The organism is Desulfovibrio sp. (assembly GCF_034006445.1).
Taxonomy (GTDB): Bacteria; Desulfobacterota; Desulfovibrionia; order Desulfovibrionales; family Desulfovibrionaceae; genus Desulfovibrio.
This window is the reverse complement of record NZ_JAVESS010000024.1, coordinates 1-24,841: the sequence shown is the minus strand read 5'-3', so window position 1 is coordinate 24,841 and position 24,841 is coordinate 1. Positions and strand designations below refer to the sequence as shown.

General features: G+C 57.7%; 18 protein-coding genes and 2 tRNA genes. 1 reads left to right on the top strand and 19 read right to left on the bottom strand.

The window, feature by feature from the left end:
* Window positions 1-14: 14 nt before the first annotated feature.
* The 10 genes from RBR41_RS13215 to RBR41_RS13170 all read right to left on the bottom strand — a co-directional run bounded on the left by RBR41_RS13215 (window position 15) and on the right by RBR41_RS13170 (window position 14,869).
* Window positions 15-1,289, bottom strand: a complete 1,275-nt coding sequence (locus RBR41_RS13215; protein ID WP_320353109.1) for an amidohydrolase family protein — start codon at window positions 1,287-1,289, stop codon at window positions 15-17.
* An 89-nt stretch (window positions 1,290-1,378) separates the two neighbouring features.
* Window positions 1,379-2,773 (bottom strand): dihydropyrimidinase, encoded by a 1,395-nt coding sequence (gene hydA, locus RBR41_RS13210; protein ID WP_320353108.1) that lies wholly within the window; start codon window positions 2,771-2,773, stop codon window positions 1,379-1,381.
* Between the two features lie 99 nt (window positions 2,774-2,872).
* On the bottom strand, window positions 2,873-4,069 hold the full coding sequence (ygeW, locus tag RBR41_RS13205) for a knotted carbamoyltransferase YgeW (RefSeq protein ID WP_320353106.1): 1,197 nt from the start codon (window positions 4,067-4,069) through the stop codon (window positions 2,873-2,875).
* Window positions 4,070-4,210: 141 nt separating this feature from the next.
* The gene (locus RBR41_RS13200) at window positions 4,211-5,173 is read right to left on the bottom strand and encodes a carbamate kinase (protein WP_320353104.1); all 963 of its coding nucleotides are present in this window, start codon (window positions 5,171-5,173) and stop codon (window positions 4,211-4,213) included.
* Between the two features lie 4 nt (window positions 5,174-5,177).
* Window positions 5,178-6,389, bottom strand: coding sequence for a YgeY family selenium metabolism-linked hydrolase (locus RBR41_RS13195; protein WP_320353103.1), 1,212 nt, complete (start codon window positions 6,387-6,389; stop codon window positions 5,178-5,180).
* Window positions 6,390-6,597: 208 nt separating this feature from the next.
* A complete protein-coding gene (dpaL, locus tag RBR41_RS13190; protein WP_320353102.1) occupies window positions 6,598-7,815 on the bottom strand; it encodes a diaminopropionate ammonia-lyase in 1,218 nt (405 codons plus the stop codon).
* Between the two features lie 207 nt (window positions 7,816-8,022).
* A complete protein-coding gene (locus tag RBR41_RS13185) occupies window positions 8,023-9,804 on the bottom strand; it encodes a sigma 54-interacting transcriptional regulator (RefSeq protein ID WP_320353100.1) in 1,782 nt (593 codons plus the stop codon).
* A 558-nt stretch (window positions 9,805-10,362) separates the two neighbouring features.
* Window positions 10,363-11,961 (bottom strand): outer membrane homotrimeric porin, encoded by a 1,599-nt coding sequence (locus tag RBR41_RS13180; RefSeq protein ID WP_320353099.1) that lies wholly within the window; start codon window positions 11,959-11,961, stop codon window positions 10,363-10,365.
* A gap of 924 nt (window positions 11,962-12,885) precedes the next feature.
* A tRNA-Lys gene (locus tag RBR41_RS13175) sits at window positions 12,886-12,961 on the bottom strand.
* Between the two features lie 180 nt (window positions 12,962-13,141).
* Complete coding sequence (locus RBR41_RS13170) at window positions 13,142-14,869, bottom strand: glutamine--tRNA ligase/YqeY domain fusion protein (RefSeq protein WP_320353121.1); 1,728 nt, start codon at window positions 14,867-14,869, stop codon at window positions 13,142-13,144.
* A gap of 300 nt (window positions 14,870-15,169) precedes the next feature.
* Here RBR41_RS13170 and RBR41_RS13165 point away from each other — a divergent pair.
* Window positions 15,170-15,264 (top strand) — tRNA-Ser (locus RBR41_RS13165).
* A gap of 230 nt (window positions 15,265-15,494) precedes the next feature.
* Here RBR41_RS13165 and RBR41_RS14645 read toward each other — a convergent pair.
* From RBR41_RS14645 to RBR41_RS13130, 9 genes are all read right to left on the bottom strand, one after another.
* The gene (locus RBR41_RS14645) at window positions 15,495-15,809 is read right to left on the bottom strand and encodes a DUF2992 family protein (RefSeq protein WP_413785161.1); all 315 of its coding nucleotides are present in this window, start codon (window positions 15,807-15,809) and stop codon (window positions 15,495-15,497) included.
* A complete protein-coding gene (locus RBR41_RS14640; protein WP_413785160.1) occupies window positions 15,767-15,922 on the bottom strand; it encodes a DUF2992 family protein in 156 nt (51 codons plus the stop codon). Before RBR41_RS14640 ends, RBR41_RS14645 begins: the two co-directional genes overlap by 43 nt.
* Before the next feature lie 560 nt (window positions 15,923-16,482).
* On the bottom strand, window positions 16,483-18,141 hold the full coding sequence (locus RBR41_RS13160) for an iron ABC transporter permease (protein ID WP_320353098.1): 1,659 nt from the start codon (window positions 18,139-18,141) through the stop codon (window positions 16,483-16,485).
* Entirely contained in the window at window positions 18,138-19,253 is a 1,116-nt protein-coding gene (locus tag RBR41_RS13155; protein ID WP_320353097.1) for an ABC transporter ATP-binding protein, read from the bottom strand. The genes RBR41_RS13160 and RBR41_RS13155 overlap by 4 nt, the downstream gene beginning before the upstream one ends.
* Before the next feature lie 142 nt (window positions 19,254-19,395).
* Window positions 19,396-20,385, bottom strand: a complete 990-nt coding sequence (locus RBR41_RS13150; RefSeq protein WP_320353096.1) for an extracellular solute-binding protein — start codon at window positions 20,383-20,385, stop codon at window positions 19,396-19,398.
* Window positions 20,386-20,631: 246 nt separating this feature from the next.
* Window positions 20,632-21,306: a TetR/AcrR family transcriptional regulator gene (locus tag RBR41_RS13145; RefSeq protein WP_320353094.1), complete on the bottom strand. Its 675-nt coding sequence runs from the start codon at window positions 21,304-21,306 to the stop codon at window positions 20,632-20,634.
* Window positions 21,307-21,308: 2 nt separating this feature from the next.
* Window positions 21,309-22,901 (bottom strand): DHA2 family efflux MFS transporter permease subunit, encoded by a 1,593-nt coding sequence (locus tag RBR41_RS13140; protein ID WP_320353093.1) that lies wholly within the window; start codon window positions 22,899-22,901, stop codon window positions 21,309-21,311.
* Window positions 22,902-22,904: 3 nt separating this feature from the next.
* A complete protein-coding gene (locus tag RBR41_RS13135; RefSeq protein WP_320353092.1) occupies window positions 22,905-24,128 on the bottom strand; it encodes an HlyD family efflux transporter periplasmic adaptor subunit in 1,224 nt (407 codons plus the stop codon).
* Window positions 24,129-24,373: 245 nt separating this feature from the next.
* Window positions 24,374-24,841 (bottom strand): iron-containing alcohol dehydrogenase (locus RBR41_RS13130; protein ID WP_320353091.1); only part of this gene is annotated, 468 nt, incomplete at its 5' end.

The window sequence follows — 24,841 nt, the reverse complement described above, 5'->3', positions numbered from 1 at the left end:
ATCCGTAAACTGCTCTAGCCGAGCCTGTCCCAGAGCCTTTTCGCCTGCTGCCTGGCGAAAGCCAGAATTTCCTCTTCATTGCAGCGGGTGAGCTGCCGGTTCTCCACAATCACCCGACCCTGGCTGATGACCGTGTCCACATGTCCCGCGGTGAGCCCATAAAAAATATGCCCCAGCACGTTATGTTCATGCAGGGGCGTAGGGCTGTCGTAATCAAGGATGACAAGGTTATTTTGCGCATCGCCGCAGGGGCCGTGCAAGGCAGTGTGCCGGTGTACGTTGCGCAGCCGCTCGTAGGTCGCTGCGGGGGTAATGCCTTCGACGCTGATGCCCGCGAAATACGAAGACTGCGCCGAACGGATCATGTCGGAATGCATGCCGTCGGTGCCGAGCATGACGCGCTCGCTGTAGCCGTAGGCGGCAAGGCCTACGTTGTTGTTCTGGTTGGATTCGGTGTTTTGCACGATCCAGCAGGGGGACTGCGCAAGGATGGCCCTGTCCTCTTCGCTGATATGAACGCAGTGGCCCAGAATGGTCTTGGGCAGATCCAGGGCTCCGGCATCCTGGAGGCGGCGTACCACCGTCTTGCCGTAGGTTGCCAGGCAGTATTCCTGATCGGAGGCGGCTTCGGCCACATGGATGTGTATGCCCGTATCATACTTGCGTGCCAGGGCCACGGCGGCATTCAGCGTGTCGTCGCTAACCGTGAAGGACGCGTGCAGTCCCACGTGCCCCTTGCCGCCGGAGGCGAAATAGCGTTCATGCTCTTCAAGGCTCTGGCGGGCTATGTCCACCCCGTCGCGGTCGGAAGTTTCGTGGCAGAGCAGGTGCCCTATGCCCACGCGGTCAAGGGCCCTGGCAATGGTTGTCAGGCTGCCCTCAACGGCATGGGGCGCGGCATGATGGTCAATGCAGAAAGCCACGCCGTTCTTGGCCAGATACACAGCCGTGGCCAGTGCCGAGGCTTCGGTCATGTCCTTGTCCAGGCACTTGTCGAGCCTCCACCATATCTGCTCAAGAATGTCGGTGAAGCTTTTGGGCTGCCGTGGTGCGGGGGGCATGCCGCGTGACAGACAGGAATATATGTGGTGGTGCCCGCAGGCCAGAGCCCTGGTGACAAAGCGGCCCCTGCAGTCAAGAACGCGGGTTCCGGCGTGGAGGTTCACGGCTTCGGGAATTTCGGCCACGGCCTTCACCGTGCCAGCAGGGCCCTCATCAACGGCAAAATGTCCGCTGGTCAGGGCAAGGGTTTCCGCGTCAATCATGACCGCATTGCGCAAGTACAACATTGGTGGACTCCTTTTGACTGCAAGGCCCCCGGTTTTCCAGGCGAGGCGCTTCAGGCTGGCTTGTCTGTGGTGAAATGAAATACGCCGGACTAACGCGCCTCCATGAATCGGTCTCTGCGCAGAAAACTTCCCTGCCCCCGTGCGCCGGTGAACCGACCGTTATCAAAAACGCGGCAACCACGCAGAAAAACTGCGTCAATGCCGCACAGAACGCCCATGTTTTCGTAAAGTGAATAATCCCAGGAACCGTGCAGGTCGTGGGCGTGCACGGTCCGCCGGGCGTGTGGGTCAAGAATGACGATATCGGCGTCAGAACCGGGAGCCAGCGCGCCCTTGCGCGGGTAAAGACCCATGAGTTTGGCCGGATTTGAGGCCGTAAGTTCCGCAAAGCGCTCGAGGCTTATGCGCCCCTTGGCCACGCCCTCGCTGAAAATCAGCGCAAAGCGCTCCTCAATGCCCGGAGCGCCGCCAGGGCAGCGGGTGAAGTCGCCAAGACCCCTGTTTTTGTCCGCAAGGGAAAAGGCGCAGTGATCCGTGGCCACGGTCTGTATGTCGCCTTCGGCCAGGCCTTGCCAGAGGGCCTCCACATCTTCGTGGCGCCGCAGGGGAGGGGACATGATGTAGCGCAGGCCCATGACAGGGTCTTCGTACCGGTCTTCAGCAAGAATGAGGTACTGGGTGCAGGTTTCGACGAAAATATTTTTCTGGCCGCCTTGGCGGGCCTTGCGGATTTCTGCCAGAGCGGCGGCAGTGGAAAGGTGCACGATATAGACGGGAGCGTCACCGGCTGCGGCGGCCAGGCGCAACAGCCGCGCCACTGCGCGGGCTTCGCATTCCGGTGGGCGGCTTCTGGCGTGCCAGATGGGTTCGCCGTGTTTTTCGGCCTTGCAGGCGGCGATGCCGTTCTGCACGCATTGGTGGTCTTCGGCGTGTACGGCGGTCAACAGTCCAAGGTCGCGGCAGTGCCCGAGCATGGCCGAAAGGCCCGCGTCGTCAAGGTGCTGGGCGTAGGTCATATAGGTCTTGACCGTTGTGACGCCCTGGGCCGCAAATGTTTCGAGGTTTTTGACGCAGTCGGCGTCGCTGCTCTGTACCAGACCGTGAAAGCCGTAGTCCGCTGCCGCCTGTCCGGCGGCCAGTTCCGCATACAGGGCCAGCTGCTGCGTGGGGGAGCGCCCGGCGGGGGTGAAACCCAGGTGCTCGACAATGCTTGTGGTTCCACCCATGAGGGCGGCGCGCGTGCCCGTGTAATAGACATCCCCGGCCGCGGTATCCGGGTTGAGGGTCACATGGGTATGTACGTCTATGCCGCCCGGCAGAAGTATCTTGCCCGAAGCGTCAATAACGGCGGCGTCATCTGCGGCCAGGCCGCGCCCCACAGCGGCGATGCGGCCGTTGTCCAGCAGCAGGTCGCTTTGCTGTACGTCCTGCGGGGCAACCACTGTTCCGTTGCGGATAAGGGTTTTGCGCGCCGTTTCTTTCATATGAACCCGTTGGGTTGACGTTGCTTCACCTACATGAGCTTTTTATCCGGCGTAGCTCCGGGGGGAGGGGTGCCCCCCGGAGCATTCTGGCAAACCTCGTTATTTGATTCTGGGCTTGCCTTCTTCCAACAGGCGCATGAGCGTGTCGGCCGGATCAGCCTTGCGCGCCAGAAGAATCATTGCGGCAATGACATAGGGCTTGTAGCTGGCTTCCTGATACAGGGGGGCGCGGTAGCGGTCGAACACGCTGGCTTCCACTTCGCCTTCCTTGCAAGAAACGCCGGTGATGTCGGCGGGCAGGCAGTGCAGATAGAGCGCCTTGCCCTTGTTGGTGGTGGCCATGAGCTTTTCGGTGCATTCCCAGCTCTTGTGCTCGCTGTTCTGGGCCAGAAGCTGCTTTTCAAGCTTTTTGATGCCTTCCTGATCGCCCTGTTCGTAAAGGGCAGAGCGCTTTTCCATAGCAGCAAAGGGAGCCCAGCTCTTGGGGTAAACGATGTCGGCGTTTTCAAAGGCTTCTTCCATGGAGTTGGTGCGCTTGTACGCGCAGCCAGAAGCCTTGGCGTTTTCGGCGGCAATGGCCTCCACCTCGGGCATGACTTCGTAGCCCTTGGGGTGAGCCAGGGTCACGTCCATGCCGAAGCGGGTCATGAGGCCGATGACGCCCTGAGGAACAGAAAGGGGCTTGCCGTAGGAGGGGGAGTAGGCCCAGGTCATGGCCACTTTTTTGCCCTTGAGCTTTTCTACGCCGCCAAAGTGGTTGATGACGTGCAGCATGTCGGCCATGCACTGGGTGGGATGGTCGATGTCGCACTGCAGGTCCACGATGGTGGGGCGCTGCTCAAGCACGCCTTCGGCATGGCCTTCGCGCAGGGCGGCGGACACTTCGCGCATGTAGGAATTGCCCTTGCCGATGAACATGTCGTCACGGATGCCCACGGTTTCGGCCATGAAGGACACCATATTGGCAGTCTCGCGCACGGTTTCGCCATGGGCTATCTGCGACTTGCCTTCGTCCAGATCCTGCACGGTGAGGCCGAGGAGGTTGCAGGCCGAGGCAAAGGAAAAACGGGTACGGGTGGAATTGTCGCGGAACAGCGAAATGCCAAGGCCGGAATCAAAGATGCGCGGCGAAATGCCGTTGGTGCGCAGGCCTCTGAGAATATCGGCCACAGCGAAGGTGGCGGCGATTTCATCGTCGCTCTTGTGCCAGGTTTCCAGAAAATCATTCATGTACATGTTTTTGTGGTTGAGCCTGGAAAGGCATTTGATCATTTCGCGGATGCCGGTGCGGTCCATGGGATTCTCCTGAGTACTGCTATGTAAGATGTGCAGGTATGTTGTTGCATTGCTGCGGCCGGTCTTTTTTCGCTCACGCCGCAGGCCTGTCTTTGTGTCCTGCCGCCGGGAAAGGCCGTTACCCTTCACGGCGGCAGGGCCTTACCGTGTAATGTGCGTGCCGCCCTGGCTGTTGATGGCGGCTTTCAGGTGCTCGGGACTCGTGATGATGACCCGTTCACCGCCTGCTGCCAGAAAGTCCAGGGCTGCCTTGACCTTGGGGCCCATGCTCCCAGCCGGGAACTGCCCCTGGTCATAATAAGCCTGCATTTCTGCGGCGCTGATTTCGCCAAGAGCCTTCTGGTCGGGCTTGCCGAAATTGACGCAGACCTTCTCCACGCCGGTGGATATAATCAGGGTTCCGGCTCCCAGTGCGTTGGCGAGCAGCCGGGAGGCGAGGTCCTTGTCAATGACCGCGTCCACGCCGCGCAGATTTCCCTTTTCATCGCTCACAACAGGGATGCCGCCGCCGCCCACGGTGACGAGGTGAAAGCCGCCGTCCAGCAGGGCGCGGATGGCGTCCAGCTCAACGATTTCCACAGGGGCCGGACTCGGAACCACACGCCGCCAACCCCGCCCGGGATCTTCCTTGAGAACCCACTGCGGATTTTGTTCACGCAGGGCGGGCAGGTCTTTTTCGTCGTAGAACTCGCCGACGAACTTGTCGGGATCCGCAAAGCCGGGGTCATCGGCTTTGACGCGCACCTGGGTGACCAGGCTGACCACCTGTCCGGCGTCGCTGCGCGCGCGCAGTTCGTTGCTCAGGGCCTGCTGGATCTGCCAGCCGATGGCGCCCTGGGTGTCCGCCACACACGAGACCAGGGGTACGGAGTGCAAATCGCTGTTCTTGCGGGCTATTTCTGACCGCAGCAGGATAAAGCCCACCTGCGGGCCGTTGCCGTGGGTGATGACCACCCTGCGGCCGGATTCGATAACGTCGGCAATATGGGCGACAGTGGCGCAGATGGCGTCATACTGGTCGGCGACGCTTTTCTTGTCGCGGGCGCTGATAAGCGAATTGCCGCCGATGGCTATAACCACCAGGTCTCTTTGTGTGGCGGTCATGGCTCTATCCCTTGTTTTCCGCGTAGGCGACGGGCAGGGCTGCGTACAGGGCGGCGCACTGCACGAGATCTTCCTTCCAGGTCTTTTCGTTGGGCGCGTGGGCTTCCTTTTCCTTACCGGGGCCAAAGCCGACCACGGGGATGCCGAACATGCCCATGATGGACACGCCGTTGGTGGAGAAAGTCCACTTGTCGGTGCGGCCTTCCTTGCCGAAGAGCTTGCGATAGGCGTCTTCAGCGGACTTGCAGACCACATCTTCCTTGGGCAGCACCCAGGTGGGGAAATAGCAGTCAGTGGGGTACACAAGGCCGGTCCAGGACGGTTCCTCGTAGGTGTACATGGACACCTTCACGCGGTCGCCAGCGGCGCGCACGGAGGGCAGGTCGCGGATCTGGCCGAGGGCCAGTTCCTTGTCTTCACCCATGGTCAGGCGGCGGTCGATGGAAATGGAGCAGCCATCGGCCACGGCGCACCGTGAGGGAGAGGAATAGAATATCTGGGAGACCGTGAGCGAACCCTTGCCGAGGAAGGGATCGTCCTTGAGTTTTTTGTGCAGTTCTTCAAGTTCGGTCAGGATGTGGCCCATGCGGAAGATGGCGTTGTCGCCGCGTTCGGGAGCGGAGCCGTGGCAGGAAACGCCGCGCACGTCCACGCGGATTTCCATGCGGCCGCGCTGGCCGCGGTAGATGCCGCCGTCAGTGGGTTCGGTGCTGACCACAAATTCGGGCTTGAGGCCGTGTTCCTTGATGAGATACTGCCAGCACAGACCGTCGCAGTCTTCTTCCTGCACCGTACCCACCATGGCCACGGTGAAGTCCTTGGGGATGAGCCCCAGTTCCTTCATGATCAGAGCGCCGTAAACCATAGAGGCCATGCCGCCTTCCTGGTCAGAAGCGCCGCGTCCGCCGATGGTTTCGTCGTCCTCGTAGCCCTGGTAGGGATCAAAGGTCCAGTTGGCGCGCTCGCCTATGCCGACGGTGTCGATATGGGCGTCAAAGGCGATGAGACGCGGGCCGTTGCCCATATAGCCGATGACGTTGCCCATTTTGTCAATTTCAACGCGGTCGAAGCCCACATCTTCCATTTCTTTCTTGATGCGCTTGATGACGCCTTCTTCCTTGCAGCTTTCCGAAGGAATGGCGATCATGTCGCGCAGAAAACGGGTCATGCGCGGCCCATATTTTTTGCTTAACTCGTTAACCTTGGCGAAATCCATTGATTCTTCTCCTTGGGTGAACTCTGTTGGCGTTGTGTCGGTTGGAGGATCGGGCGCATAAAAAACTGTCGCAAACACCTTGGAGGAAGTTGTCGCGGGCGTTCCGCGCCTGGCGAAAAACCGGGCCTCGAGGGCGCGTTTTTTCAACTTCCGGCCAAAAAAAGAACATTTGGGCTGCCGCAAGGCCAAAGACCTTACGGCGGCGTCTCTAGGGAAGGTCGAGGTCGGGATAGGCTCCAAACCATACGACGTTTTTGTATACGTCGGGGGCGGTATCACCCTCGGTGCTGATGAGCAGAACCGAAGAGTCCGGCCCAAGGCCCAGGGCCGCGCGCTGCGCCGTTGCCGCCGGGTGCTGCATGAGCCACTGGACAATGCCTGTGGTCACGGCTCCTGATTCGCCGGAAACCACGGGGTTGTCGCCCTTTACCGGGGCCGCGAGCACGCGCATGCCGTTGGCGGCCATATAGTCGGGGCAGGAAATGTAGGCGGAGCAGTAGTCGCGCAAAAGGCCCCAGCTTGTGGTGTTGGGCTCGCCGCAGGCCAGGCCTGCCATGAGGGTTTGCAGGTCGCCGGTGACGTTGTGGGGATTGCCGTCGCCGATGACGGCGGACTTGTAGATGCAGTTGGCCTGATGCGGCTCGACCGTGATGAACTTGGGCGCTTTTTCGCCGAGCGCTGCGGCCAGGCAACCCACCACGGCTCCCGCAAAGGAACCCACACCAGCCTGAAGGAAGCAGTGCGTGGGCAGGGTGCCCATGGCTTTCATCTGCTCCAGGGCCTCGGTGGCCAGGGTCATGTAGCCCTGCATGATCCAGGTGGGAATTTCTTCATATCCGTCCCAGGCTGTGTCCTGCACCATGACGTAGCCTTTTTCCTGCGCCAGGTTCCAGCTCATGCGCACGGCTTCGTCATAGTTCAGGTCCGTGACGGTGCATTGTGCGCCTTCGGCCAGGATATTGTTCTTGCGGATATCTTCCGAGCCCTTGGGCATGAAGACGATGCACTTGTAGCCCAGTTCGCGGGCTGTCCAGGCCAGGCCGCGGCCATGGTTGCCGTCGGTGGTGGTGATGAAGGTGATGTCGCCAGACTTGGCCCGTACGTCGGGCGAGGTCAGCATGTCACGCGAAAGACCTTCAAGGGGCAGGCCGACCTTGGAGGCCAGATAACGGGCCATTGCGTATGAACCACCAAGGACCTTGAATGCGTTCAGCCCGAAGCGGCGCGATTCGTCCTTGACCATGACATGCTTGAGCCCGAGAGCCTTTGACAGCCCCGTGAGGCTGTGCAGCGGCGTGGGCGAATATTCCTTGAATGTGGCGTGAAACGAGCGAACCGTTTCGGCTACGGATGGTGACAATGCCGAAAGATCAGCCCCCTTGCCGGGAATTTTTGGTGATGGGTTCAGGTGTATCCTGACAGACATGATGCCCCCACAGGTAACAGGTTGCTGACATGCAGCGTGGCTGCCGTTGTAAGCATACAGGGGCAAGAATGGGGCCAAAGTTGGAATGTGAAAAAAATTTCAACTATGCTGGCAGCATGAAGCGTTTTGCGCAGTGCCGGGGGGGAGGTTTTTTTCTTGTCAAAATGAGAAAATTATCATTTTGATAAACGCAGAGAAAGGATTTTCTTAAATTGAGAAAGAACGGATTTTTCGGTAAAACGTGGCCAGGCTCAGCCCCAGAGCACAGGCGGCGTTCTTTTTGCCCTCGGTGCTTTTGCCGAATTTTTCAAGGGCCGCACGGATGGCGCGTTCTTCCAGTTGCGCCAGGGGGACGATATGTTCCGCGCTGTCGGTCTGGGCCGGCAGAGGGGGCGTCTGTGGGGCGTTTTCAATCTCCTGTCGCCGCACATCTTCCAGAAGTTTGGCAGGCAGGCAGTCAATGCCTATGGCGCCATCGGCGGGCATCATGTTTACGGCGTATTCCAGCACGTGCTCCAGTTCGCGCACATTGCCGGGCCAGGGATATTTTTCCAGCAGTCGCAGCATGGAGGCGCGCAGCCGTGGGCGGCGTTTGTGGAAGAGCTCGCAGTATTTGTCCAGAAAGAAATTGGCCAGAATGGGCACGTCCCCTGTGCGCTGGCGCAAGGGGGGGATATCCAGTGGGATGACGTTGAGCCGGTAGTACAGGTCCTCACGAAAGGCGCTGCGTTTGATGCACTCGCGCAAATCTTCGTTGCTGGCCGCAATGACGCGCACATTGACCGGAATAAGGCGGTTGGAGCCAAGGCGGATGACCACCCTTTCCTGAAGCACGCGCAGCAGCTTTACCTGCACGTACAGAGGCATGGCCGATATTTCATCCAGAAAGATCACGCCGCCTTCGGCCAGCTCGAACTTGCCCATGCGCCCCTTGCTGGAAGCGCCCGTAAACGCGCCGCTCACATAGCCGAACAGCTCGCTTTCCAGCAGGGTGTCGGGTATGCCGCCACAGTTGATGGCAATAAAGGGCGCAGTTTTTCTGGGCCCGGTGTTGTGAATGGCGCGGGCCAGCAGTTCCTTGCCCGTGCCGGATTCGCCGGTGATAAGTACGGTGGAACCGGAATCGGCCACCTGTATGGCCTTGCTCTTGAGGGACGCCAGGGCCGGGGAACTGCCGATAAGATTGTCGAATCCGGCATCGTCGCTGTGGGAGTTGATGTTTCCGGCCAGACGCGCAAGGCGGGTGGGCAGTTCAAAAACAAACATCATCGATTTGTCGCCATTGCCGCAGTCCAGCTCCATCATCCGGCCTGGCAGGTTATGCACCTTGCCGTTCGGGGTTTTCACCTCATATTCCTCGTAGCCGTATACGCCGCCGTCGCAACGCTGGATGCCATTCACACTCATGCTTCGTCCGGTATCCTCGCCAAGCAGTTCGCGCGCCGGGCTGTTGGCGTAGAGCAGGCTGCCGTCGGTGTTGAACAGCACAATGCCGAGGCCGGGAATGTCCACAGCCTGAAGCATAAGGTCGAGCATGCGCGTGGCCTGGAGCAGGCGGCCTCTTTCGCCGATTTTCAGCGCCAGTCCGTCGGCCAGAAAGGAAATGAAGGCCGAATAGCTTTCAAGGGAGGAGAGCATCCGCATGCGGTCTTCGTCATTGAAGCAGACCAGGCCAATGACGCCGAAGAGCTTGTTTTCGTCCGCAATGGGCGTGGACAGCGAAAAGTGCTCGCGGCATTTTTCCCGGTCCGGGCAACGCTCGCAAATGGGGTGGTGCCGGGGCGTATCCACCTGAATGGTCTTCCGGCTGCGCATGACCTCCTTGTAGACTTCCCCGGCCCTGGCGAGATTCTGCCCTACGCTGTCGGCATAGATGCCCGTGCCGGCGACACGAACCATGTTGCTGTCAACAATTTCCACGTCAATGCCAGTTACCCTGGAAATAACGTCCGCGTAGGACTGCACTGAAGGCTGAAGATCCGAAAGCATATTCAGAACCTCTCGGAAGCCAGCGCCCCGGACGGCAAAAAAAGGCCGGGCGCGAGGTTTCGCCGCCGTGCGGCGGCATGTCTTGGAAGTATGAAACTATATCCACGCATGGATTGCCATACTACAGCGCTTTGCCGCACCGATTTGCGAGGGCTGGGCCCAGCGGAAAATGCGTACGGTTGATTATTTGTGCACTTTACTCCGAATTCTTCATGGTTACAACCAATGTGCACCTCTTGAGTACACCTTGCCAGGCCCACGCAGAAATCACGGCCGCTTTGCCGCCATGGTGATATGAAGCGGGCATGCCCCAACGGGCTGCCGTGGTGCCCGCACAGGAACTTTGACGGCAGAAAGCCGCCGGAAATATAACAACAGGTCAAGCCAGAGGGGATTCCCCCCCTGGCTTGACCCAAGAAGGCGGCATGGCTCATGAAACTGTCCGCCTTGGTTATACCGCTTATACTGTGGACTGGTCCGAAAAAGTGAGCCCAATTCCCAGCACCTCTTCCTGGTTGGGGGGAGGCTGTCGAAACGGGGGCTACTCAGCTTTGTTGTTTAAAATGAATATCTGAAAGATATGCTGGCACGCCATGCATCTGTGGCGTTAAGCCCATGACTGTTGCCCTTTTTGTCGTATCCACCCCACATGTTAGCGCTGTCATCCAGCCACAGATGGATATAGCCAAGGTGTACCCACATATCCAGGTTTTTGTAGATGTCGTAATGGGTGTCGAGGTTGACCTCCATTCCCGAATCCTCTGTGGTGAGATACGTTCCGTAAGAGTTGAAGTCGCTCAGGCCAGTGGCTTTGCCCTGTCCCTTGTAGCTGCGGGTGCCGGTGATATAGCCGGCCATGTCAGGATCATTGGTGCCCCGGAAGTAGTTGACGCGGATGTTGTGCTTCAGGGCTTCCACAAAGGAAAATTCCATTATTCTTGCGCCAAAACCCCACGTGCCCACCGCATTGTATCCCATGATGCCGTCATTGGAGAGCCAGGGTTCGCCCCATGTGCCCAGAGTGGACAGGTTGTAGCCACCGCTGCCAATGGAAACGAAAGGCATGATTTCGGAACCGTTTTTGATGTTTCCGTCATCACCGCTGCCCCACCAGCCGACCAGGCCGGGAGTACCCCACTCTGTCTTGTATTCGGCAAGGGCACTGAGCATCCAGCCGGAACGATCGTATTCCTCCCTGCCGGTGGTCACACTTCCATAGTTGAAATCCCAGGAAAAACGGAAGGGATCAGCAAGGGTAATTTTGCCGGTAAGGCCAGCCCATACGGCGCTGGAATAAGCGTCAGCGCGTAAAAGGTGTCTGGCATTATCGTCAAGAGCGCCGGGCGGGGCCACAAGGGCCGTGGTGTTGCGACGAAAGTCTATGGGGCTTGCGCCGTTATAGACTTTTGAGCCTCCCGCGATTTCGGTGGCGAAGTTTACATTTGTTCTGTCGAAATTTTCGCCAATGGCGCCAGCCATCACCCAGGGAGTAATTTTTATTCCTTCAAAGTCGAGGGGCATAACCAGGCCAAAGAAGTCAACGTTATCCAGATAGTTGGCGGAAACTCTGGTGTCCCCAGTATTGGTGGCGGTGGCATTGTCATTATAGGGACGCAGCCAGAAAGAGGTAAGCGACACGTTGTTGTTGAACTTATAGCTGGCGGTAATGCCCGCGCCGTCTTCCATCAGGATGGCGCTCCCAAAGGTTTCGCTGGGAAGATAATAGCCCTGGATGCCCATACGCAACTTGAGATCTGTACTGGGTACCACCCAGTCGATATAGGCACGCTTGAGTTCAACAACGCTGCCGTCTGCGCCGAGCGCTCCGCCGCCACCGTAGAGTGAGTTGGAGGCGCCCCAGACGCTGTCGCCCATTTCAAAGAAAACGGTTCCGGAAAGAGCTTCAGATGCCACGGCGGTAAGTTCAAGGCGCACGCGCTGGCGGGCCTCAAAATTGTCTTCTACGCCATGCCCTGCGGCGCGGTAGTTGCCCACGGCGTTCTTTCCGTCACGTCCTTTGCTGACGAATTTTCCGCCGGTCCCCAGATCGAAGTTCATTAACCATTCGCCCTTGGCTTTGAAATCAATGGCTGAAGCATTACAGACGCCCCCAAGAACCAGGCTGGCTGCAAGAATGAGTGTAATAATTCTTTTCATGCACACTCCTATTCCTGTAATACGGTTATTTTTAAATAAAAATGGGACCGAAAAGGACTTTCAGAGACACGTTTGCAAAATACCGCCGTCTCCAGAGCGGATAACAGGGATGCAGTCATAAGGCCGTTGCATAGAGCAACTTTTGTCATCACCAGAGTGCAGCGGGCTGTTCTAGACAGTGTCGAAAGGTCGGAGCCTGTTGGGAATTTTTTGGTAAGAATTCAGGTGCATCCTGATAGACATGTTGACCTCGGGGGTAACAAGTTCAAAAAGGGGTAAAAGTTTGACGCACGCTTTACGCAAAAAAAAGGCCACATTGAACATGTGAAAAAAATTTCAATAATGCAGGGACAGTGCGGAGGTTTTGAAAGGTGGTGGTAAAAAAAATGTGCTTCGCAAAATGAGAAAATTCTTATTTCGAGAAGTAATTCTGCGGGTAAAGTTCTTAAATTGAGAAAATGAAGGTGGGCTAGAGGGCCGCCAGATGCAATGCCCCATTAACCATGGGCCCTTTGAGCTTTAACGAATGCACCGAGTTAAAGCTCAAAAGGTTGCCTGAAAATCCTTGCCACAAAATGCGAGCAGACAGGTTTTTGCCTGCCTGCTCGCATTTCAGGTGGGAGATTATTTGTGATTCATTGATGAATCCACGCCACGTTGTGGCGCGCTGCACTGTCGTGGAGCCTTAGAGCATGTACACTTTTTCAAAGGTAAAATGCTCTCTAGTGCTGTTCTTGGATGCGTTTCTTTTGGGGGATAATAATGGCATGAGGTTTTGCGGCATCTTTCCGTGATGGTATGCGTTCTGCTTGCCCATGCCAAAGTACTACGCATCTATACGCGCAGGGGCAAAGAACGTATCCAAAACTTATCCGCAATAGAAAAAGCGGCCAGCCCTTGTGGGGCTAACCGCTTGATTTTAAATGGTGGGTCGTGCGGGGTTCGAACCTGCGACTCTCTGCTTAAAAGGCAGATACTCTACCTGCTGAGTTAACGACCCATTGAGACGCGCACTATATATACTGGTGTTTTGGCTGTCAAGCGACAAAATGCGTATCTGACGCGCCGTGACGTTCCAGATTGCAATTTCTGGTATTATCTTGTTATTTTTGTGAGTTACGCATGGTGCTATGCCCCGTTTCGGGCCGCCCAGCTGGCCACATGGCGCGGATTGCCCTTGCTAGCTCTTCTTTTCCTGTTTGGCCCAGGTGTCGCGCAGCGTCGTCGTGCGGTTGAAAACCGGGCGGGCATCCGTGCTGTCCCTGTCCTTGCAGAAATACCCCAGGCGCTCGAACTGAACCTTTTCGCCCACGGGCAGGCTCGCCAGGGCAGGCTCCAGCAGGCCTTCGACAACGGTGAGGGACTGCGGGTTGATATGGTCCAGAAAGGTCTGGCCTTCGGGAGCCGCATTGGGATTTTCAGCGGCAAAGAGCTGGTCGTACAGGCGCACTTCCGCCGGGATGCCGTGCTTGGCCGACACCCAGTGGATGGTTCCCTTGACCTTGCGGCCGTCCGGGCTTTGGCCGCCGCGGCTATCGGGGTCATACACGCAACGCAGTTCGATCACGTTGCCAGCCTCGTCCAGAATGGCCTCGCGGCAGGTGATGAAATAGGCATAGCGCAGGCGCACCTCCGCTCCGGGGGCCAGGCGGTGGTATTTCTTGGGCGGCTCCATGCGGAAATCGTCGCGCTCGATGTACAGTTCGCGCGAGAAGGGCACCTTGCGGCTGCCGTAGCTCTCGTCCTCTGGGTGGTAGGGCATGTCGAACTCTTCCACCTGCCCTTCGGGGTAGTTTTCAATGACCACCTTGACGGGATCAAGCACGGCCATGACGCGCGCCGCATGGGCGTTGAGATGTTCGCGCACGCAGAATTCCAGCATGGAATATTCCACCGTGGAGTCGGCCCGCGCCATGCCAATGCGGGAGCAGAACTCGCGCAGGGCTTCGGCGGGCACGCCCCGGCGGCGCAGGCCGCAGAGCGTGGGCATGCGGGGGTCGTCCCATCCGCGAACGTGTCCTTCTTTGACAAGCTGGATGAGCTTGCGCTTGGAAAGGATGGTGTAGGTGACGTTGAGACGGGCGAACTCAATCTGCTGGGGGCGGTATGCGCCAAGCGTTTCCAGCACCCAGTCGTACAGTTCGCGGTTGTTGATGAATTCCAGCGTGCAGAGCGAATGGGTGATGCCCTCGATGGAGTCCGACAGGCAGTGCGTGTAGTCGTACATGGGGTAGATGCACCATGTGTCGCCCGTGCGGTGGTGCGCGGCATGGCGGATGCGGTACAGCGTGGGATCGCGCATGACCAGATTGGGCGAAGTCATGTCAATCTTGGCGCGCAGCACGCGCTCGCCATCGGCAAACTCGCCCGCACGCATGCGGCGGAACAGGTCGAGATTTTCTTCCACACTGCGGTTGCGCCAGGGGCTTTCGCGCCCCGGCTCGGTCAGCGTGCCCCGGTACGCACGGATTTCTTCCGCTGAAAGATCGTCCACATAGGCCTTGCCCATGGTGATGAGCTGTTCGGCATAGGCGTAGAGCTGCTCAAAATAATTGGAGGCGTAAAATTCCCTGTCCTGCCAGTCGCCGCCAAGCCAGCGCACGTCCTCGCGAATGGAATCGACGTATTCCTGCTCTTCTTTTGTGGGATTGGTGTCGTCAAAGCGCAGGTTGCACAAGCCGTTGAATTCTTTGGCAACGCCAAAGTTCAGGCAGATGGACTTGGCGTGCCCAAGGTGCAGATAGCCGTTGGGCTCGGGAGGAAAGCGCGTATGGACCCTGCCGTTATAGCGGCCTGTGGCATTGTCTTCAATGATACGGGCACGAATGAAGTCCACGCCGGGCTTGCTGGCGGTGTCCGCCGCTGCGTCCGTGGCGTTGGTGCAGTGGGTGTCGGCGGTGGGGGTCATGTTTTTTGTCTCGGGGGCCATGGTGCGCTCCATTACTTCCTGGCGATAATGTAAACTGTAAAGCTACGCCAAGCCGGGGCAAGGGTCAATCGTGGGTCTGTGGCCCCGGCGGAGCGCTCGGGGCGGGCATGGCCTGCTTTGCAGAAATGCCGTTTTTTATTGTTGGCAACCTTGGTTGTAACAACCACGGCCGCCACGGCAGGCCATGTACAAAAGAACAAAAATCTCCGCACGCTTGACAGCCCTGCCAACCTAAGCTAGCTTGCACTTCTGCATTCGGGGCGCACTGCGCCCAAAAGCGGAGAGGTGTCCGAGTCGGCCGAAGGAGCTCGCCTGCTAAGCGAGTATACGGGCTTAAACCTGTATCGAGAGTTCAAATCTCTCCCTCTCCGCCATAGAGCAAATGGCAACGGCGAGTTACTGAATAAGTAGCTCGCCGTTTTTGCGTTCTGAAGCGGGCAATTTCGGGGCGGCGCAGGGTGGCGTCATGACGCCATACATACTTTTGAGAGGTCTGTGGGGAAAACTAAAGTGAAAAACCACGGGCTGATGCTTGCTCAACAACCGCCCCACCGCAAGACTGAAGCTGTCCGCTTTGCAAAGCCGTCCCCTTGCTTTTGCAAAATCAGTGCCCTTGATGCTTTTGCTTCTTTTTTTGCTGTTTTCGGGTGAAATCGATGCAGCTTTGTGAATTTCTCTGCGATTTACGCGTTTTCGCATTTTTTATTTTGCGTAGCGCCCTGCCAAGCTTTACGGCTTCCCGTGCCTTAATTGCCCCGGAGGATTGTCTTACCGCTGCCCCGGCTTCCCGGCTTCGCCGTTTTGGGCTTGCCGCTAATGCCTTGGCGGAACACTTTATGGGAGATTCTGTCCAGAGCAGTGAATCCTCAAAGCTGCTTAAAAAAACTCCCGCAGTTCCGCATTGCTGGGTTCTGGGCAAAACACATGTCTTGCCACATGGTAGTCATCTCCGTTGGCATGCGAATTTTCAATGTACGCGACCCAAAATCCATCCTCAAATAAAATACAAATATTGGTCCTGTAACTCTCCATTGCAACTCCCCTTGATTGTGAAACGGACAAGGAATGGACAACCCAAGGGGGAAGGTTACTGGCATGACTTGCATGCGTCTGGACTACCAACCAGACTGTGTTTTTATCCTAGCTGCATATTGATTGACGAAATATGCATGCATAAATATTGCACTCTGTAAAGGCGATCTGCTGCAAAGCGATACTGCCCCCTTTATCCACTGGGTCACAGTAAACTCTACCCTTCTACTTCAGCCTTCTACTTGTGGGTAGCTACCGACTGAACCACCCCTTCAATGCCCCCGGCCAAGCGATCAAGGGTGTGGGGGGCAACGCTCCGCAGGTAAATATCCGTTGTGGTGGGCCTCTTGTGGCCCAAAAGCTGCTGTATGTCGGTTATGTCTGCCTTCTGCGTTTGACCAGACTGACGGCAAAATAGTGCCGAAAGGCATGGAACCCGAATGGCGCGACCTCCGACTATTTGCAAAGCCGTCCCACACCATGGTGCGGGACGGCTCTGCAAGGCTCCCATAAGCGGGGCATCCGTAGCCAACGCAAATGTCTTGAATCTGCGTGCACCGCTACAGCGCGGTGGTCAGATCACGGCCCAAAAACTTGCTCAGCAAAAACAGCGGAACCAGTACGGAAACTATCAAAATAGCCCCGTAGGCAGAGGCAGGGCCAAAATCTCCGCTGCCAATGTACTGAAAAACCTGCACAGTCATCGTGCTCCACGGGCCATAGTACAGCACGATGGTAGAGCTAAGCTCCGCCAGCGTTGTAACCCACATGATAATGGCCCCGGCCACCACCCCAGGCAGCATGGAAGGCACCACCACCTTGAGAAACGTCGCAAACGGCGGCACACCCAGGCTGATGGAAGCTTCTTCTACCGACACTTCAATCTGGTGCAGCAGGGCCGATGTTGTTTTGACGGAAAACGGCGTCTTGCGGATAAAATACGCCAGCACAATGATCATCCATGTGCCGGTGAGCACCACTGGCCCTTTGTTATATGACGCTGCCAGCGCAATGCCTAACACAGAACCGGCAATAACCAGCGGCAGCATCATGGCCAGATCAAGAACATAGCCAGCCACTCCCCCTTTGCGCACCACCAGATAGCTCACGGCCAGGCCAAACACCATGCCGATAACCGTGGCCGTTGTGGACAGAAAAAACGAGTTAAGAATGGGGCGCGGGGCCACCTGAAGGGCAATCAGCAGGTTATCGAGCGTAAACTGCCCGTAGTACATGACCGGGCCGTTTGTTTTGGTAACAGCAGCCACCATAACTACGGCAAACGGCGCCAGCGAGATAAAAACAATACCGGCGCAGAACGCCCAGGCAAGCTTTTTGCCCAGGGGCGACAGGGTCTTGACCTCCGGGGGCCGTAGCGCCGACATGGCATAATTTTTTCGCTCTACCCACACTTTTTGCAATACGGTCAGAACCAGGGTCACCACCACCAAAACCGTGCTCAACGTACCTGCCATTGAGGGGTTGCCCCCCATCTCGCTGACAAACTCGCTGTAGGCCTGCTCTGCCAAGACCTTATAATCATTGCCGATAATTGTTGGAACGCCAAAGTTTTCAATAGACATACAAAAAACTATCAATGCGCCGGACGCAATGGCTGGGGTAACCACCGGCAGCGTCACTGTGCGAAAAACCCGCCATGGGGAAGCCCCAAGGTTGCGGGCGGCTTCTTCCAGTGACCTGTCCACAGAATTGATGGCCGCAGAAACCATCAGAAACACAAAGGGAAAAAACTGAAGGGTAAAAACCAGCACAACGCCCTGCCAGCCGTAAATACTGGGGATATGCAGGCCCAGTTCTGCAAGCTGACGGGTGACGATGCCGTTGCGGCCAAGCAAAAGCAGCCACGCTTCTGCGCCGATGAAGGTCGGCAAAATAAGGGGCAGCGTGGCCAGCGTGCGCAGCGTGGTTGCTCCGGGCAGCCTGTAACGCGTGGTAAAAAAGGCAAAGGGCACGCCGATAAGCACGCTGAATACCGTGGAAAGGCCGCTCATGAACAGGCTGTTGACCAGGCAGCGCCGGTAAAAGGGGGTACTGAAAACGCTGGCGTAGTTATTCCACGTAAACACCCCCGTGTCGGGATCAAGCAAGCTGGCCTGAAAAATGGCGTACATGGGGTAACCCACGAGCAATACAAGCGTTATCAGGGCGAGCAACAAAACCGCGTTCCATGCGGAAAATAGTTTTCGCAGGCCCATCATGCGTTCACCTTGACCGGGCTGGTCGGCGAAAAGCAAAGCGTAATGGCTTCGCCAACCTTTTTGAAATTTCCGCAGTCCAGAGCGGGAACATCCACCCGCAGCAGGGTGCCAAGGGCGGCAACCTGATACACCACCACTGTGCCCAAAAACATGACCTCATGCACATGCCCGGTAAAAACATTCTGCGCGGGGGTATCGGGCAGCACCTCGTGTATCCAGTCCGGGCGAAGCATCACGCTCACTCGCTCATGCAGCCGGGGTTGCACTGGGGCCTGGTCATGCATCTCTGCATGGCTGACGCCGTGAGAATTGTGCATGGCCACCTCAAACTCCACCCCGCCGCACAGCATGCGGGCAAGGCCCTGCTCGCCGTTCCATGACAATGGGGTCATTTCCAGAATATTGCACGAGCCCATGAATTCTGCCGTAAACCTGTTGGCAGGCGAAAAATATATGCCCTGCGGATCAGCCACCTGTTGCAGGCTGCCATTATAAAAAATGGCCACCCTGTCGGAGACGGCCATGGCTTCTTCCTGATCATGCGTCACATATATTGTTGTTATACCTAGGTGTTGCTGAATATGGCGAATTTCTTCCCGCATGGTGACGCGCAGCTTGGCATCAAGATTGGACAAGGGTTCGTCCATAAGCAGCACATCGGGCCGAATAACAAGGGCGCGGGCCAGGGCAACGCGCTGCTGCTGCCCGCCAGAGAGCTGCCGGGGGTATCTGCCGCGCAGATCGAGCAGTTGCACAGAGTCAAGAATTTCCATGACCCGTTTGTTGATGGTATCACGCGGTAGTTTTCGGGCCTCCATGCCGTAGGCCACATTGTCAAAAACAGTCATATGCGGAAACAGGGCATAATTTTGAAAAACCATGCCCGTATTGCGCCGGTGGGCAGGCAGCGAAAGTACCGACTTGCCCCCAAAAAGGATATCACCGCTGTCAGGGTCGCTAAACCCGGCAATCATGCGCAGCAGCGTGGTTTTACCACAACCGCTGGGGCCCAGCAGAGTAAAAAATTCGCCGTCGCCAATGGTCAGACTGACCTTGTCCACAACCCGGAGAGAACCAAATTGCTTTACGATATCAACAAGTTCTATACGCACAGAAATATCCTTGTCTGCAAGGGCAACCTGCGTGTTGCTGCTGCCAGCGAGGGGAGCTACCAGCCCCAGCCAGGCAGCTGCATATTACGGCAAGTTTCCGGCCATAAAAAAGGCGCGGAGAGAACCGCGCCTGGATGTTCGCCTACTGCTTTTGCAAAACCAGCTTTTTCCACTTGGCGAGCATGTCTTTTTCCAGAGCATTGGCTTCCGCCGGATCAAAATCCTTGAGCATATTAAGCTCTTTCAGCGAGGGCATGCCCTCTACCGCAGAGGCGTCCGGCCGTGCAGGCCGACGAAAATACTTCTGGAACACGGCATCCACCACGGGCTGGGAGAGCAGATAGTCCGCAAGCACCTTGGCTTCTTCGGGATGTTTGCAGTCGGCTATGATGGCAAGGCCTTCCGGGGCGGCAATGACGCCGTCGGCGGGATAGATAACCCGCACGTTCTGCGCGCCACCGGCCACATAGCGGTGGGCCGCGTATTCCATGGTGATGCCAAGGGCAAATTCACCTTCGGCGGTTCCCTTGTAAACAAGGCTGGAACTGTCAAGAATCTTAACGTTGTTAATGAGCTTTGTCAGTCCTTCCCAGCCATACAGCTTATAAAGGCCATATACCTGCGCATAGGCAGACCCGGATTTGAGCGGATTGGCCATGACCACCTTGTCCTTCCACTTGGGATCAAGCAGGTCGCCCCATGTTTTGGGCAGGTTAGCAGCAGGAACAAGCTGGGTATTGGCCATAATGACCATCAGATGCATGTTGGCCGCCGTCCATTTGTGGTCCTTCTCGATGAAGGATGCCGGCAAACTGGCGGCTTCAGGTGAGGTGTAGGACATGAAGTTGGCCTTGGCATTGTCCAGCACAGCCACGTCTCCACTCCAGAACACGTCGCACAGGGGGTTGGCTTTTTCGGCTTCGATACGCTTCATGGCTTCGCCGGTGCCCATGCGAACCACGGTAAGCTTGATGCCCGTTTTGCTTTCAAAATCCTGTGAAATAGCATCCAGCATGTCAGGCTGGTTGGAAGAATACAGCACTACTTCTTTTGCAGATGAACACACCGCCATGCCCAAAAATACGGCAAACAGCACCAGCGCAAAGCACAGACGTTTGATACAGGCCTTCATATTTCCCCCAACATGCAGCAATTCAACAAATAAATGTGCCCCCAACACCACCCATTTTCACCTATATCCAGATGGTATTCTCCAACTGCCTGGTGGTCAAGGCAGGCAGGCGGTTGTTTTGCCCGCCACGCGCTGACTGCATTCGCTTTTGGCCGTGATCACGGCAGCCAGCGAGGCAAGGAACATATCAAGGGCACTAACGTTTTAATGGCATACTTTTCGGGGGGAAGGTCAATCGGGAGGAGGTCAGGAAGAGGTCAGCCTGACAGCAGGCCCATTGTCCTCCTTATGAGGGGACATCCCGAAGGAATAGCCTGCCGCCGCCAGCAGCGCATCCAGGTTGGCGCGGTACGCGCCGGCAATGTCCTGAGGGGCCAGCCCTCCCATGAGTCCCTGCCAGATAATGCCCTGAATGAGCGGCGCCATGATCAGTTGTGGATGCTCGCATACCGGGCCGCGAAGGCCGATTTCCCGCATATGGTGCTGCAACGTGGCAAGCGTGCTGATAATCTGTTCGTGGTAGGGCTGCACCAGCGATGGATTGTGCAGCCCTTCGGCGTGGATGAGGCGAATGATCTGCATGCTGCGGGAGACGCCGTTATTTTGCAAAAAGGGCTGGGCCATGCGCCAGAGACGCTCGTGCAGGGGAAGTTCCGGGCGGGCCAGCGTATCCCTCACGCTCTGGTGCAGGGCAAGAAGATCTTCGAGCACCAGAGTGTTAAAGATATCCTTTTTGTCTGTGAAATGGATATATATGGTTCCCTTGGCGACTTTGGCGGCGCGGGCGATGTCTTCCACGCGGGCAGCGGCGAAGCCGTGCGCAGAAAAAATCTCCAGGGCCGCATCCAGAATGGCCCGGCGGCGGCTCTCATTCTTTTTTTCGCGTTTCGTGGGCTCTGGCTGCACGGGTGTTTCCGACATGTCTATCTCCTGCGTTGCGGCGCGGGCGCGAGCCACACCAGTCCGGCCATGAGGCAATACGCCCAGCCTCCGGCCCAGAACAGTTCGTTGAATCCCACAAGAAAGCCCTGGCGCGTCACTTCCTGATTGATCCATGCCGTGGCCTGCATGGCGCTCATGCCCATGCCTTGCAAACCCTGCATGGCCTGGACAAAGGGGAAGCTGGCGTCGGTCATGCTTTCGGCAAAGCGTACGTGGTGCAGGGCCTCCAGCCGTTCCCACTGTGTCATGACCAGCGAAGAACCGATGGAACCGCCCAGAGTGCGCAGGCAGGAGGAAAGGCTCATGGCGCTGGCGATGTCGCTGCCGGGTATGCCGTTGAGGCTGAGACTGGTCAGGGGCATGAAAAAGAGCGCAACAGCCAGCCCCTGCACAAATTGTGGCCACATGACGAAGGATACGTCCATATTGGGGGCAAAATAGCTGCGCCAGAAAAAACACAGGGCGAAGACCACAAAACTGATGCTGGCCAGCACGCGCATGTCCAGCCTGGCGGCATTTTTTCCTAAAATCGGGGAGATAAAAAGAGAAAATATGCCAATAGGAGCCAGAGTAAAGCCTGCCCACATGGCGGTGTAGCCCATGCGCGTCTGAAGCATCATGGGCATGAGCACTACCGATGCAAAATACAGCATGAACCCCAAAAATATGCAAATAGTACCCACAGTAAAGCTGCGGTGGCGAAAAAGTGAAAGATCCACCACAGGTTCTTTTTCCGTTAACTCCCATGCTACGAAAAATACCAGAGCGATGGCCGCAACAACGCCTAATCCCAGAATTAAAGGGGAGGCGAACCAGTCATGGTCCTTGCCTTCATCCAGCATCAGTTGCAAAGAACCCACGCCAAGCACCAGCAGTATCAGACCAATCTTGTCTACGGGCGCGCGCATCACAGGGGTTTCGCGTCCATCCAGAACAATCCGCAGGGCCAGCAGGCAGAAAATGCCCAGGGGCACGTTGACAAAGAAAATCCAGTTCCATGAAAAGTCATCGCAAATATAGCCGCCGAGAATAGGCCCCAGAATGGGCCCGACCACGATAGTCATGGACCACATGGCCAGGGCGAGGCCGCGTTTTTCCGGCGGGTAGCATGTCAGCAGCAGGCTTTGGGACAGGGGAATCAGCGGCCCGGCGGCTGCCCCCTGAATAATGCGCGCGATGATAAGCATGAGCAGCGAATGGGAAAGCCCGCAGAACAGCGACGCCAGCACAAAGAAAAAGGTGGCCAGGGTGAAAACGCGCACCTCGCCGAAACGCCGCGCCAGCCAGCCGGTAAGGGGAATGGCGATGGCGTTGGCGACCCCGTAAAAGGTGATGACCAGTGTTCCCTGCGAAGGGGCTACCCCCAGATTGCCCGCAATGGTGGGCAGAGCCACGTTGGCGATGGTGGTGTCCAGAACGGTCATGGCCGTGACCAGGGCAATGCTCACCGTGGCCAGTACGCGCATGCCTCCGGGCAGAGGCTCCACAGGCCGTAGATTCTGAGACGGGGCCGCAGGCGCGGCATCTTTTTCGCCGGGTTTGGAGGGCAGGGTCTGGCGTGCCGGAGAACTCATGGCTCAGCGCTCCGTAGCACCGTTGACGGGCGGGCTGTTTTCGGCAATGACGCTGCGGATGCGCTCTTCAATGGGGTCCATGTCCGGCTCCGTACCCTGCGCCGTGAGCACGGGCGGGAGGGGACGCTGCCGGGCGGCGTCGGTCAGCAGCGGGCCCGAGGCATCATCGATATTCACCGTCACCAAGGAAGACAGGCCGATGAGCAAAGAATGCCGTGCTGCGTCTTTGCCTTCCAGTTCAATGCGCACCGGCACCCGCTGAACGACCTTGATCCAGTTGCCTGTGGCGTTCTGGGCCGGAATCAGCGCAAAGGCACTGCCCGTACCGGCGGAAAATCCCGCCACACGGCCCTGATAGGTCACCCCCGAGCCGTGCATGTCCACCCTGATGGAGGCAGGCTGGCCCACGCGCATATGACGCAACTGCACTTCCTTGAAATTGGCCTCCACCCACAGGCTGTTAAGCGGAATAACGGCCATGAGCGGCGTTCCCGCAGCAACCACCTGGCCGGATTGCACGCTGCGCTGGGCCACCTGCCCATCCACAGGGCTGCGTATGACTGTGCGCTGCAGCGTCAGCCAGCATTCACGCACCCTGGCCGCAGCCTGGCGCACCAGGGGCTGATCCTCTACCGGGCCGTGCAGCAATTGGGCGTCCAGGGCCTTTCTGCGCTGACGGGCCGCATCCAGTTGCGCTGTGGAGCTTTTGACCTGCGCGTGGAAGTCCTGAACCTCTTCCAGGCGCACGGCCTTTTCGCGTCCCAAAATTTCGCGGCGTCGCAGATTGGTAATGCCCTGTTCCAACGTCACTTCCGCAACCTTGATCAGCGCCAGACTTTCACGCCGCTGCGCCTCAAGGCGGGCGATCTCCCGCACCACCGAGGCGAGATCCACCAGCGCGCGGTCCAGGGCCAGACGCGCGTCATCGTCATCCAGGCGCACCAGGGGCTGCCCGGCGCGTACGCTGTCCGTATCATCGGCCAGCACCGACACCACACGTCCTGAAATCTGGGACATGATGCGCACAACATTGCCGGCAACATAGGCGTCATCGGTGGTTTCTTCAAAGCGCCACACAAAAAACCAGCGCGCCGCCCAGGCCAGCAGAGCCGCTGCCATGAGCAAGCCCAACACGAGCATTATCCGCGAACGGCGCGAAGAAGAGGGCCGCTTTTTCACGGGAGGCTCTTGAGCCTGGGGAGAAGATACGGATGTGGAATCGGACATGGTAAACCCCTTAATAAAACTGACTGGTCAGTTTTATTAAGGGGCGGCTCAAAACGCAAGAGAAAGTTTGACGGAAGCCAAAGTTCAATGAATCAACAAAAGTACAGCGGCAAGCCGCCATCACTGGTGGCTTGCCGCTGCATGGCCCGACAGGCGCGTGCTGTAGGGGCTGACAGGCGCGCTGTCGGGGTGGGGGGTATCTTACCGGGTACCCGGCGTGTGTTGCTTCAATCCTGTTTTTCGCCTCAGGCCATAGGGCGCAGGGAATTTGTGTAGATGCGGGCCACGATCTCGCGCGTGGCCTTTACCGGAGCCACAGATAGCAGCAGTCCGAGGGAAGGGGTTTGTTCCACAAGGTCGCAGAAAGTGACCACATCGGATTCCTTCACGCCCAGATCCACAAGCTTCTGGGTCACACCCAGCCCGAAGAGCCACTGTTCCACGGCCTTGGCCACCTTGTCGGCTTCTTCGGGCACGCCCGCGAGGTCCGGAACAATGGGCGCAAGAATGTGGGCCAGCACGGCGGAACGCGCCGGGTAGCACTCCTTGATGACGGCAGGCAGCAGCGCGGCCAGGCCCAGCCCGTGAGACAGGTCGTGGCTTACGGCGCTCAGGGGGTGTTCAAGCGCGTGCGTGAAGTGCAGCAGGCCATTGTCAAAGGCGACGCCAGCCTCAAGGGCAGCGAAGCAGAGAGCGTAACGGGCTTTGAGATC

What these genes read in the sequence shown, in the direction of transcription:
- RBR41_RS13215 (WP_320353109.1), bottom strand. Translation starts at nt 1,289, where the DNA reads ATGTTGTACTTGCGCAATGCGGTCATGATTGACGCGGAAACCCTTGCC.
- hydA (WP_320353108.1), bottom strand. Translation starts at nt 2,773, where the DNA reads ATGAAAGAAACGGCGCGCAAAACCCTTATCCGCAACGGAACAGTGGTT.
- ygeW (WP_320353106.1), bottom strand. Translation starts at nt 4,069, where the DNA reads ATGGACCGCACCGGCATCCGCGAAATGATCAAATGCCTTTCCAGGCTC.
- RBR41_RS13200 (WP_320353104.1), bottom strand. Translation starts at nt 5,173, where the DNA reads ATGACCGCCACACAAAGAGACCTGGTGGTTATAGCCATCGGCGGCAAT.
- RBR41_RS13195 (WP_320353103.1), bottom strand. Translation starts at nt 6,389, where the DNA reads ATGGATTTCGCCAAGGTTAACGAGTTAAGCAAAAAATATGGGCCGCGC.
- dpaL (WP_320353102.1), bottom strand. Translation starts at nt 7,815, where the DNA reads ATGTCTGTCAGGATACACCTGAACCCATCACCAAAAATTCCCGGCAAG.
- RBR41_RS13185 (WP_320353100.1), bottom strand. Translation starts at nt 9,804, where the DNA reads ATGCTTTCGGATCTTCAGCCTTCAGTGCAGTCCTACGCGGACGTTATT.
- RBR41_RS13180 (WP_320353099.1), bottom strand. Translation starts at nt 11,961, where the DNA reads ATGAAAAGAATTATTACACTCATTCTTGCAGCCAGCCTGGTTCTTGGG.
- RBR41_RS13170 (WP_320353121.1), bottom strand. Translation starts at nt 14,869, where the DNA reads ATGACCCCCACCGCCGACACCCACTGCACCAACGCCACGGACGCAGCG.
- RBR41_RS14640 (WP_413785160.1), bottom strand. Translation starts at nt 15,922, where the DNA reads ATGGAGAGTTACAGGACCAATATTTGTATTTTATTTGAGGATGGATTT.
- RBR41_RS13160 (WP_320353098.1), bottom strand. Translation starts at nt 18,141, where the DNA reads ATGATGGGCCTGCGAAAACTATTTTCCGCATGGAACGCGGTTTTGTTG.
- RBR41_RS13150 (WP_320353096.1), bottom strand. Translation starts at nt 20,385, where the DNA reads ATGAAGGCCTGTATCAAACGTCTGTGCTTTGCGCTGGTGCTGTTTGCC.
- RBR41_RS13145 (WP_320353094.1), bottom strand. Translation starts at nt 21,306, where the DNA reads ATGTCGGAAACACCCGTGCAGCCAGAGCCCACGAAACGCGAAAAAAAG.
- RBR41_RS13140 (WP_320353093.1), bottom strand. Translation starts at nt 22,901, where the DNA reads ATGAGTTCTCCGGCACGCCAGACCCTGCCCTCCAAACCCGGCGAAAAA.
- RBR41_RS13135 (WP_320353092.1), bottom strand. Translation starts at nt 24,128, where the DNA reads ATGTCCGATTCCACATCCGTATCTTCTCCCCAGGCTCAAGAGCCTCCC.